At 71.1% G+C, this 11,655-nt stretch carries 7 protein-coding genes; 2 read left to right on the top strand and 5 right to left on the bottom strand.

The genetic code is table 11. The annotated features are described in order from the left end of the window. The first annotated feature begins 38 nt into the window (after positions 1 to 38). Positions 39 to 389 (top strand): hypothetical protein, encoded by a 351-nt coding sequence (locus tag QRN19_RS10415; protein WP_285026798.1) that lies wholly within the window; start codon positions 39 to 41, stop codon positions 387 to 389. A 116-nt stretch (positions 390 to 505) separates the two neighbouring features. Continuing rightward, entirely contained in the window at positions 506 to 2,137 is a 1,632-nt protein-coding gene (locus QRN19_RS10410; protein WP_285026797.1) for a beta-N-acetylhexosaminidase, read from the top strand. 154 nt (positions 2,138 to 2,291) lie between these two features. Here the strand turns inward: QRN19_RS10410 and QRN19_RS10405 are convergent, their stop codons facing one another. The 5 genes from QRN19_RS10405 to QRN19_RS10385 all read right to left on the bottom strand — a co-directional run bounded on the left by QRN19_RS10405 (position 2,292) and on the right by QRN19_RS10385 (position 11,481). Next, on the bottom strand, positions 2,292 to 2,792 hold the full coding sequence (locus tag QRN19_RS10405; RefSeq protein ID WP_285026796.1) for a DUF2087 domain-containing protein: 501 nt from the start codon (positions 2,790 to 2,792) through the stop codon (positions 2,292 to 2,294). Between the two features lie 64 nt (positions 2,793 to 2,856). Beyond that, complete coding sequence (locus QRN19_RS10400) at positions 2,857 to 3,543, bottom strand: 4'-phosphopantetheinyl transferase family protein (RefSeq protein ID WP_285026795.1); 687 nt, start codon at positions 3,541 to 3,543, stop codon at positions 2,857 to 2,859. A 46-nt stretch (positions 3,544 to 3,589) separates the two neighbouring features. After that, positions 3,590 to 4,597, bottom strand: coding sequence for a nitroreductase family protein (locus QRN19_RS10395; protein WP_285026794.1), 1,008 nt, complete (start codon positions 4,595 to 4,597; stop codon positions 3,590 to 3,592). Then, entirely contained in the window at positions 4,598 to 6,754 is a 2,157-nt protein-coding gene (locus QRN19_RS10390) for an MMPL family transporter (protein ID WP_285026793.1), read from the bottom strand. Next, a complete protein-coding gene (locus QRN19_RS10385) occupies positions 6,751 to 11,481 on the bottom strand; it encodes a type I polyketide synthase (RefSeq protein ID WP_285026792.1) in 4,731 nt (1,576 codons plus the stop codon). Before QRN19_RS10385 ends, QRN19_RS10390 begins: the two co-directional genes overlap by 4 nt. Positions 11,482 to 11,655: the final 174 nt, after the last annotated feature.

Raw genomic sequence — 11,655 nt, 5'->3', positions numbered from 1 at the left:
GCAACATGCGCAATCGCGCGACGACTGGAGAGCGGCCCATGGATCACGGCACCGGCACCATCCTTCCGGGCGGCGTCCTCCGCGGAACCGCCCTCACCGCCCTGCTGCCCACCTGGGTGACCGGCGGTGGCGGCGAGGCCGTCATCGACCGCCTCCGTGACGACGCCATCGTCGACGAACTCGAACGCGCCTTCGCCGAGCCGCCGGTCGACGAGCGCGTCGACTGGTCGGCCGTCCGCATCGCGCAGGTGTCGCACCCCGACCTCCGCGAGCTCGTCGGCCGGAGCATCGCCGAGCTCGCCGCCGAGGCCGGTCAGTCGCCGCTCGCCGTCGTCTCGGATACGCTGATCGCCGACCGCCTCACCACCCTCGTCGACCACCCGCACTGACCCCGCACCGTCCGGGACCGTTCTCAGGAGTCCTCCGGTGTGTCACCGGGTTGCCGGCCAGCCGCGCCGCAGATGTCCTGAGAACGGCCCATCAGCACCCGAGGAGAGAACCACCGATGCTTCCACTGCCCGCGTCCATCCAGCAGCACGACGGCGCCTTCACGCTGAGCGAGACGACCGGGCTCGGCGGTGACCGCCGCTTCACGGCCGCGACCCGCTGGTTGCGCGGGGTGCTGCAGACGTCGACCGGGTTCGACCTCGACGCCCGGATCGACCTGCGGACCGACAGCATCGCCTTCATCCACGACGACACCGTCGCGGCCGGCGGCTACCGGCTCGTGGTGGACGCGGACGGCGTGCGCATCATCGCGGCCGACGCCTCCGGGGCCTTCTCGGGCGCGGTGACGCTCACCCAGCTCCTCCCGCCCTCGGTCAACCGCCGCGCGCTCGTCCCGGGCGTCGATTGGACCGTCCCGGCGACCACCATCGACGACGCCCCGCGCTTCGGCTGGCGCGGCGTCATGCTCGACGTGGCCCGGCACTTCCTCCCCGTGTCCGACGTGCTGCGGTTCATCGACCTCGCCGCACGTCACAAGCTCAACGTCCTGCACTTCCACCTCACCGATGACCAAGGCTGGCGCATCCAGATCGACGCCTTCCCGAAGCTCACCGAGGTCGGCGGGTGGCGGACCGAGAGCCAGCACGGCGCAGCGCGGCAGGCCCCCGGCGACGGCCGCCCACACGGCGGCTACTACACGAAGGACGATCTGCGCGAGATCGTCGCGTACGCCGCTGAGCGGTCCATCACGGTCGTCCCCGAGATCGACCTGCCGGGTCATGCGCGAGCGATCATCGCCGCGTACCCCGAGCTGGGCGTGCCGGACGTCGCGCAGGACGCGGACGAGCCGTCGGTGTGGACGCGGTGGGGCATCAACGAGGCGATCCTCGACATGGGCGAGGAGACGGTCGTGTTCTTCCGCACCGTGTTCGACGAGGTCATGGAGCTGTTCCCGTCGACGTTCATCGGGGTCGGTGGCGACGAGGCGAAGAAGACCCGATGGGCGGCGAGTGCTCGGACGCAGGCGCTCATGGCCGAGCGCGGACTCGGCACCGTCGAAGAACTGCAGGCGTGGTTCATCCGTCAGCTCGAGGCGCACCTGTCCGCAGCCGGCCGACGCCTGTACGGCTGGGACGAGATCCTCGAGGGCGGTGGACTCCCGAAGGACGCGACCGTCGCCTCGTGGCGCGGCGAGTTCGGTGCGGTCGCCGCCGCACGACAGGGCTACGACGTCATCGCCTGCCCGGACGACCGCGTCTACCTCGACTACCGCGAGTCGGAGCTGCCGGGTGAGCCGATCCCGGTCGGGCCGCCGCTGACGGTCGCGGAGGTGTACACCTTCGACCCGGTGCCGGCGGAGCTGACCGAGGCGCAGGCCGAGCACGTCATCGGGGTGCAGGCGAACATCTGGACCGAGCACATGGACTCCGCCCGCGTGATCGACTACCAGGCGTACCCGCGGCTGTGCGCCCTCGCCGAGGTCGCCTGGGTCGGCCGCGAGCGCGACCTCGCGGGCTTCGAGGCGCGGCTGCAGCAGCACCTCGCCCGCCTCGACGCCCTCGGGGTCGAGTACCGCCGCGCCGCGGGTCCGTTCCCGTGGCAGGAGCGTCCCGACGCCGAAGGTCGACCGTCCACCCGCGAGCAGCGGGCCGCCCTCGTCGCCGAACTCACGAAGGACATCCGCGCCTGACGCCGGCCGCCCCGGAGCTTGTCTCCCGGTCCGGAGCCCCATCTCGTCCCCTGAGCCCCAGAGCCGGCCCCTCAGCCCCGAGCCGGTCCCTGAGCCCCCAACCCGGTCCCTGAGCCCCAACCCCGGTCCCTGAGCCGGTCGACGGGCAGCCGACTCAGGTGACGAGCGCGTACTCGGTCCCCGAGCGCGTCCGTTCGACGAGCTGCGCGTCGACGAGGTATCGCCGGAGTGCCGCGACGTCGTCGTGGAAAGCAGCCAGTCGCTCGTTGATCTCGGCTTCGTCGACCACCTCACCCGGCTGGAGCGCCGACGCCGCGACGCGCTGCATCAGCGCCTGCCGCTCGGCGGGATTCGACGGGTACTGCACGATCCGACCGTCGACCAGGAAGCGGTCGATCCCGTCGCGCCTCGGTGGTGCGGCGGCTGCGAGCAGATCGCGGAACACCACGCCCGAGACGCGCCCGTCGTCGTCCAGCAGGCCCGCCCGGGACAGCGTCCGGACACTCCGCTCGACGCTTCGCGCTGCGCGTTGCGTACCGCCGAGGTCGGGCTCCTGACCGAGGACGAGTTGCGCGTACACCGTCCGTGCGTCGTCGTTCGCGAGGGCTGCCACCAGCACGCGCCAGTCCGTCGTCGTCCGTTCCTCGTCCGGCATGGCCCCTCCTCCTGCGGTCTGCGCCATCGTCGTCAACGGTACCCGCGTCAGCGGAATCGGCAGATCATGCCTTCCGTCTCCGCCAGGCCGGGACGATGACGACGGTGCAGACGTGGGCCCCGACCACCACCCATCGGCCGGCGAAGGTGCGCGGCGTCGTCGGCTGCGCTCTCAGGTCGGCCGGCGCGACGACCCTCGCGTCGAACGAGCCCCGATCCGGGTGCATCACCACCTCACATGCCGCGTAGTCGACCCATCGCCCGGTGAGCGGGTACCACGCCTTGAAGACGCTCTCCTTGACGCTCCACAACACGGCGCTCCACGCGACGGCCGGATGGCTCGAAGCGAGCCGCGCGAGCATGGACACCTCGCTCCCGCAGACGATCGTCGCCGCGACGGCGGGACGGATGGGGCGGTGCACCTCGACGTCGATCCCGATGGCGCTCGCGACACCGATGCGACCGACGGCCGCGACCCGGAGTCCGGGGCAGTGCGAGAGACTCCCGACGAAACCGGTCGGCCAGACGGGTTGCCCGCCCTCCCCCGTCGGGATGTCCGCGTGACCGCGCCCGAGCACCGCAAGGGCCGCCCGGGCGCAGTCGCGGGCCGAGCGGGACTCTGGGCTGCGGCCGGACGGGGCCGGACGGCCTCGGAACGGCCCGGGCACTGCGCCGTCGGCCGCCGAGACGACGACGCCCGAGGGCACCCGATGCTGCAACGCACCGACCAGCGCGGCTGCGACTCCGGTCACGGTCGGACCGGCCGGACGCCTGTCGATCGGTCGATCCGCGGCGGATTCACCGGAACGTACGACGTGGGGAATCCGGACGGGTGTCCGGTTCTGCGGCGGGGATGCCGACGCGGAACCAGGCGACGAGCTGCTCATCCGGCGCGACCTGCCAGCGCTCGTCGAGTGCCTGCCGGGTCTCGGGGCAGTCGAGCGGTGCGCTCTGCGGATGCACGTACAGGCCATGACGCTGGAATCCGAGCCAGAGCCGGGTGAGCAGTCTCCCCGCGGCGAGTTCCTGCTGGGCTCCGGTGGGCCCGATGACCCCGAGGACGGTACCGGACCCTTGGGTCGCGGTGGCCGACATCCTCGCCAACACCCCGGGCAGCCCCAGCCCGCGAAGCGCGCGGAACACGGACGGGCTGATCAGCGTCCGCAGGCCCACGCGCTCGATCTTCGACAGCACGAGCATCGCATCGTTGAGGCCGTCCTCCTCGTACGCCGGATGTCGCGGTGAGAGTCGGGTCCACCGGTGGAGCTCGGCGACGATCGGCGGGTCGCCGAAGAACCACCGGTTGGCTCGCACGAGGAGCGAGCGGGCGTCCCGCGTCGGCATCGAGACGAGCCGGAAGCCGGAGTGCTCCGCCTCCGCCGCAGCCTCCGCGAGGAGCTCAGGCGCGGGGGCGCCGTCCTTCCACTTCCCTCGCCAGACGCGTCGACCACGGACGTCCGCCGAGGAGAACGTCGTCTTGTGGCACTCCGGACGACGCGAGAACCGACCGATCTCATCGACCGCCTCAGCGCCATCGTGAGCGCTCTCGAACCGCAGTCCGACACCGGCCGACGCCGCGCAGATGAGGAGCGACTCGACGAACGCCCCGAACGACAGCATCGTGTCGCGTCCTCGCGGATCGCTCGCGCCGAGGGTGCGAGTGCGGTCCCGTCGGAGGACGAGTTCGTCGCCCTGGCGGTCCACGACCCACGGCTGTGTGTTGTGGGCGTTCGCCGCACGAGCCGCCTCGGACACGAGCTCCGAGAGCTCGTCATCGGCCGATGAGCCGCTGAATCGCGCGTCCACTCAGCCCTCCGTGATCCCGATGCGGCGGTGGATCGCCGCGAGCCACCGCGGCGCCCACCAGTTGTATCGTCCGGCGACGCGCATGAAGACGGGGACGAGCACGCCGCGGATCAGGATGGCGTCGATGAGGATCGCGATGCCGGTACCGATGCCGAGCATCTTGATGATCGACACCCCTGACGTCGCCATGGCGAAGAACGACACCGCGAGGATCGCTGCAGCGGCCGTGATGATCGGGCCGCTCGCTCCGAGCCCGCTCCGCACCGCCTCCGCGAGATCGCCCGTGGCCCGGAACCGCTCCTGGATGCGAGCGAGGAGGAACACCTCGTAGTCCATCGAGAGCCCGAAGGCGATGCAGAACAGGAGGATCGGGATCGAGATGGCGATGGGCGACGGGGTGAAGCCGAGCACGTCCGAGAGGTTGCCGTCCTGGAAGAGGAACACGATGACGCCCAGGATGCCGACCAGCCCGACCACGTTCAGCACCAGCGCCTTGATCGGCAGCAGCACGCTCCCCGTGAACAGGAAGAGGATGATCAGCGTCATGAGCGCGATGGCCGCGGCGGCGAACGGCAGCCGCGCCGCGATGGAGTCACCGATGTCGATCATCTGCGCCGCGAGGCCACCGACCAGGACGGTCGAGCCGGCTCCAGGGTCCACCGCGCGGACGTCGCGGACGAGCTCCGAGCCCTCGGGCGAGTACGGGACGACGTCGGTCGCGACCTGCAGCCAGAGCGCCGAACCGTCGCGGAAGTGCTGCTCCGTCCGCGCATCGGCCGGGACGACGAGGCGTCCGTCGACAAAGCTGCCGAGGGGCGTCGTGACGGCCTCGACGCCTGTGATCGAGGAGAGTTCGGTGGCGTACTCGTCGAGCTCTCGGTCCGTCCCCGCCCAGTCCTCGGTGACGACGGAGACGGCGTCCGCCTCGGCGACGTCGAAGTCGGACCGCATGATGTCCGCCACGACACGACTCTCGGCGTCGGCGGGGAGCACCCGTTCGTCGGGCACCCCGAACTCCGCGTGCGCGAACGGCGCGGCCATGGCGATGAGCAGTGCGATCACGGGCACCGCCAACCACGGACGGCGATACGCGTGGTCGCCCACCCGGTACCAGAACCGGCCCTCGGCCCCGGCCGGGCGGCGGGAGCGCAGTCGGCCCCAGTCGATCCGGCGACCCAGGAGGGTGAGGGCTGCGGGCAGCAGGACGACCGCGCCCACCACGGAGCAGGCCACGATGACGAGTCCCGCGATGGCGAACGAGCGCAGGAAGTACTGGTCGAACAGCATCAGCGTGGCGAGCGCCGCGGCGACGACGACGCCGCTGAACACGATGGTCCGGCCGGTCGTCCGCCGAGCGATCCGCAACGCCTCCTCGTCGGTGGCTCCGCCCGAGCGTTCGTCCCGATAGCGGGTGAGGAACAGCAGGCAGTAGTCGATGGCGAGTCCGAGGCCCAACGCGGTGACCAGGTTGACCGCGAACAGGGAGACCGAGGTGAGCTGCGCGACCACGTTCAGCAGGCCGAGGGAACCGAGGATCGTGACGCCCGCGACACCGACCGGCAGCAGTGCGGCCACCACACCGCGGAACGCGAAGAACAGCAGCACGAGCGTGATCGGGATGGCGATCGTCTCCGCGAGGATGATGTCCGTCTTGACCTGCGCGTTCAGGTCGTCGTTGATCCCCGCGATGCCGCCGAACCGGACCGTTGCCGACGTCACCTCCTCGGTGATCGTCCCGCGGAGCGCGGTGGTCGCGCGCTGCACGGTGTCCTCGTCTCCGGCGAGCGCCACGAGCACGACCCCGCGGTCGGTGCCGCTCCGCAGCTGCTCCGAGTCGGCGTAGGAGCCGGTGACGCTGGCGCCGTCCACCTCGTCCACGGCGCCCACGATGTCGGCGAGCGCCTCCCTGCCGGCGGTGCTGTCGAGTCCGTCGGGGACGTCCACGACGAGGACGAGCTTGGGGTCGCTGCCGGGGAACCGGTCGGCGAGGACATCAGCCGCGGCCACGGAGTCGGACTGGGGGTCGTCGAACCCGCCCGTCTTGAGGTTGTCGAGGACGTCGGCCCCCGCGATGCCCGCCACGATCGCGAACACCAGACCGATCAGGAGCGTGATCACCGCCCGTCGTCTGGGTGTCGTTCTGGAGTGGTTCGTCATGCGGATACCTCGATGTCGTGGGTGATGCGGTTGAGTTCGGATGCCGTGATGTCCACGACCCGCTGGATCTGCTCGGCGGTGTGCTCAGCGGTGATGAAGAAGCGGAGCCGCGCCTGGTCGTCCGGCACGGCCGGATACAGGATCGGGTTGACGCTGAAGCCGTGGTCGAAGAGCGCCGTTGCCAGGGCGAGCGCCCGTTCCGAGCCGCCGACGATGCACGGCACGACGGGCGAGTCGGCACTGTCGCCGATGTCGATGCCGGCGGCCCGGGCCGCTTCGCGGAAAAGGTCGGCGTTCTGCCGCAGGCGACTGAGGCGCTCGGGCTCGTCGCGCATGAGCCGGAGGGCGGCGAGCGACGCGGCCGCGTTCGCCGGGGTGATGCCGACGCTGTACACGAACCCGGGCACGGAGTACTTGAGGTAGTCGATCGCGGCGGCGGTGCCACCGACGTAGCCGCCGCACCCGGCGAGCGACTTCGACATCGTGCCGCACCAGAGGTCGATGTCCGAGCGGTCGACGCCGAAGTGTTCGCCGACCCCACCCCCGTTCGCGCCGACCGTCCCGATGCTGTGCGCTTCGTCGACGAGCACCAGTGCGCCGTGCCGCCGCTTCAGCTCGATGAGCTCCGGGAGCGGTACGAGGTCGCCGTCCATGCTGTAGACGCCCTCCACGACGATGAGGACCCGGCGGAACCCGCCGCGGATCGCGCCGAGGAGGTCGTCGAGTGCGCTCAGGTCGTTATGGGGGAAGGACCGCCGGGTGGCTCCGGAGAGTTTCGCCCCCTGGATGATGCTGTCGTGCGCGAGGCTGTCGTGGACGATGAGGTCGCCCGGTTCCACCAGGTGGCCGATGACGCTCACGTTCGTCGCGTGACCGCTCACCAGGGTGAGCGCGGACTCCACCTGGAGGAGGTCGGCGAGCTCCTGCTCGAGCTCGGCGTGGATCGGACGCTCACCGGACAGGAACCGACTGGCGGACACCGAGCTGCCGTATCGGGCCACGGCGTCGGCGATCGTCTCGGCGACCACGGGGTGGCCGGTGACACCGAGGTAGTTGTAGCTCGAGAAGCTCACGAGCTGGGCGTCGCCGATCGTCGTCGTCGCGTCGATGATCCCCTCATGGAGCAGGAAGTAGGGGTTCCGGTCCGTCTGCTGCCGGCGTTCCCGCATGGCGACCGCCTCGGGGAAGGACTCGATGCGGGCGTCCGCCGCGGTCCAGCGGGCCGGGCGCTCGACCGCGGCGGGGAGACCGGCAGCCGCCGGTGGCGTCATGTGCTTCGGGAGCCTGACCTGGTGCTCCTCGGCGAACGGGTGCAACAGGGAGCCCACGGTGTCCAGTATCTGTTCCACGGTCGGCCGTCCAGCGAAGCGCTCGCCGAGTTGGGCCGGGGCCGGCAAGACGGGCCACTCCGTGTGCAGCTGCGTGATCAGCTCACGAAGCATCAACGAGTCGAAGCCGAGCTGCTCGATGAGGTCCATGTTGGGACGGATCAGATCCAGCGGGAAGCCGCTGATCCGCGAGACCATGCCGAGGATCACCGCGTCGGACTCGGAGCGATGCGATCGCGCGTCGGCGACGCCCATCCGCGCGACCACCTCGGCCTGCGGTGAGCCGGGCTCCGTGGACCACCGGAAGTCGTCGGTGGTCGAGATCGCGTGATCGGCCTGACCGGTCTGGGCGGATCGGGTGGCCTGGGCGGACCCCTCGATGAGGCTCAGCTGGCGGTTCATGAGGGCGAGCAGTCCGGGGAGGTGGTCGGCCGAGGCGCTGGTCGCTCGCGGGCTGGCCGACGGTCGTGCCGACGGCGCTTCGGCGAGCGGAGAGGCGGGCCGGTCATCGGGGTGGTGATGCATGGAGCGTGGTTCCTGTTCGACGAGGGAGGGTGATCGGTGTGGTTCGGAGGTCGGTTCTCGGGGGCCGGTGGTCGGCTCGGGGCCGTCGGGTCTGATGACCCAGTAGGGTTCGGTCGGCAGCGGCGCGATCGGCAGCGCCACACCCGCGGTGTCGGGCGACACGAGCGATGCCAGGTCGAGGTCGGCACCCAGCACCGTCAGCCGACCGAGGAGTCGGAGGAAGGTCGCCGCATCGTCCGGCGACGACGCGCTGCTCGGGATGACGTGGACGTCGGGCGCATCGCCCAGGGAGCGTCGGATGGACCCGAGCAGCGCCGAACCTCCACCGATCTGGACGTAGACGCCGACATCGGATGCGGACGCCGACTCGATCGCCTCGCGGAAACGCACGGTGGAGAAGACGTTCTCCTCGAGCTGACGACCCAGCTCCTCGCTCGTCTCGACCGTGCGTCCCGTCACCGTGGACACGAGCTGCACCCGCGGTGCACCGGGGCGGAACCGCGACAGGTCCGCGACGAGAGCCGGCCGGATCGGCTCGAGCAGCGGCGAGTGGAACGCGGTCGCGACACGGAGCGGTTGCGCGGCCACCCCGTCTTCGGCACAGCGTTCCGAGACGGCGTGCAGGGCCTCAGCGGTCCCGCTGATCACGGTCTGGCGGGGATCGTTGCACGCCGCGATCCACACGTCGTCGATCCCGGTGAGGAGCGCGTCCGCCCGTTCGGCGTCACAGCCCAGTGCCGTCATGCCATCGCCGGGTCGCGTCTCGGCCGATCGCATGTGGCGTCCCCGGACGGCGGCGAGCCGTACGGCGTCCGGCGCATCGAGCGCGCCCGCCGTCGCCATGGCGGGAAGCTCGCCGACGCTGTGCCCGATGACGAGGTCGGGCTCGACACCGATCTCGCGCAAGAGCGCGACTGCGGCGAGCGCCGTCACCGCGAGCGCGGGTTGGCAGACCTCCGTGGACGCCAGACGGTCGATCCCGGAGGGGGTGTCGGCATCAGTCGCGCGGAGCGCTGCGAGCACATCGACTCCGGTCTCGTCGATCACCTGGTCGTTCAGGGTCTCGGCCGCTGCACGGAAGGCGGGGAACCGGTCGAGGAGGTCCGACTGCATCCGTGGCGTCTGGCTGCCCTGCCCGGGGAAGACGAACGCGATCCGCCGAGCGGCCTCGACGACGCGGACACCGGTGCAGACGTCCGCGGAGATCACCCCGGTGTCTCCCCCGCCGAGCTGCTCCAGAGCGGCCGACAGCCCCGAGATCAGCTCGGCAGGGGTGCGGCACACGATCGCCAGACGGGTGCTCGCGAGCGCTCGAGAACTCAAGGTCCGTGCGAGGCCGGCGATGGACGGTGCGTCGGCGGCCTCGAGGACGGCGAGCACCGCTCGGAGGTGCTCGGCGAGCAGCGTGGGGTCGTCCGCCGAGAACACGAGCAGGTGTGGGGGCGTTTCGTCGGCTGGCCCCTCGGCGGCACGCCGACTGGCGCGACCTGCTCGCGTCGGCGGGGATTCGAGCACCACGTGCGCGTTGGTGCCGCCGAACCCGAACGAGCTGACGCCGATGAGGCCCAGACCGTCCTCACCCGGTTCGGCGGTGCGGGAGGCGAGCTCCAGGCGGCCGTCGCGGAGGGCGTCGGCGTGGGCCGTCGAACGGAGGCGTGGTTGACCGGGGACGACCCGATGCCTCGCCATGAGCGCCGCCTTGACGATGCTGGCGATCCCGGCCGCCGCCATCGTGTGTCCGACGAGCGCCTTGACCGCCGTGACCGTGGTGGTGCGGTGCGGTGACGCCCCGAGACGCCGCAACGCCGCCAGCGATTCCAGCTCGGTGCGGTCACCCACCGGGGTGGCCGTGCCGTGCGCCTCGACGACCCCCAGGTCGGCGGGGTCGGCCGCGGCGTCCTCGTATGCCCGGCGGAGCGCCGCCAGCTGTCCGTCCGCGGTCGGCGTCATGGGTCCTTCGGCTTTGCCGTCGTTGGACAGCCCGGACCCGCGGAGGACCGCGTAGACGTCGTCGTGGTCGTCGATGGCCGCCTCGAGCGGTTTGACGACGATCATGCCGACGCCCTCGCCGAGGAGGAACCCGTCGGCATCGCCGTCGAACGGCCGACACACCCCGCTCCGCGACAGCGCGCCGATCCGCGAGAAGGCGACCATCGCGTCGGGCACGAGGCTCAGGTTGACACCGCCGACGAGCGCCGCCGAGCACTGTCCGGATCGGATCGCGGCGATCGCCTGGTGCAACGCGACGAGGCTGCTGGAGCATGCGGCGTCGACCGCCAAGCTCGGGCCGCCGAGGTCGAGCGTGCTGCTCACCAGCGCCGGCCCCATGTTCGGCAGGCATCCGGGCATCGAGAACGCGTGGAACGGACGGACGCCGGCGACACGCGCTCCCATCGCCGCCCTGAGGTCCGCTTCGGCAGGCTCGGGATGGACGGAGTCGTCGCCGAGGAGCTGCGCCCGGATGCGGAGGGAGGTGAGTTCGCGGTAGTCGTTCGCGGCCATCCCGACGAACACGCCGATGGACGACCGGTCGACGCGACGACGTTCGAATCCGGCGTCGATCCAGGCGGCCCGCGCGGCTTCGAGGAGCAGGCGATGCTGCGGATCCATCGCGTGTGCGCGACTGGGCGGGATGCGGAAGTACCGGGCGGGGAACCGGTCGACGCCCTCCAGGAAGGAGCCCTGATCGGAGTAGGCGTGATGCACCGCCCGCGGGTCGTTCGGGGCGAAGAAGGTCGAATGATCCCATCTCGACCGGGGGATGGTCGAGCCGTTTCGACGGGCTGCCAGGATGTTGCGCCAGTACTGGTGTGCGTCTGCTGCGCCGCCGAAGCGGGCGGACAGGCCGACGATGGCGAGGGGTCGAACGGGCACGACGAGAGAACCTCCGAGGGTGTTGATCGCGGACGGAACGAGGGGGACAGGTCGGCATGTCGACGACTCCTGGCGGAGTGTGTCGAGGTCTTCGGGCCGCCTCGCGGTGAGGAGAGCCGGCCCGTGGGCACGCCACAACTCGACTGTAGTCATCTGAAACATCAGTGTGGATGC

The organism is Plantibacter sp. ME-Dv--P-122b (assembly GCF_030209375.1).
Taxonomy (GTDB): Bacteria; Actinomycetota; Actinomycetes; order Actinomycetales; family Microbacteriaceae; genus Plantibacter.
This window is presented reverse-complemented; position numbering and strand designations above follow the sequence as displayed.

Bases quoted from the DNA above. Each gene is read 5' to 3' on its own strand.
- QRN19_RS10415 (WP_285026798.1), top strand. From the start codon at position 39: ATGGATCACGGCACCGGCACCATCCTTCCGGGCGGCGTCCTCCGCGGA.
- QRN19_RS10405 (WP_285026796.1), bottom strand. From the start codon at position 2,792: ATGCCGGACGAGGAACGGACGACGACGGACTGGCGCGTGCTGGTGGCA.
- QRN19_RS10410 (WP_285026797.1), top strand. From the start codon at position 506: ATGCTTCCACTGCCCGCGTCCATCCAGCAGCACGACGGCGCCTTCACG.
- QRN19_RS10390 (WP_285026793.1), bottom strand. From the start codon at position 6,754: ATGACGAACCACTCCAGAACGACACCCAGACGACGGGCGGTGATCACG.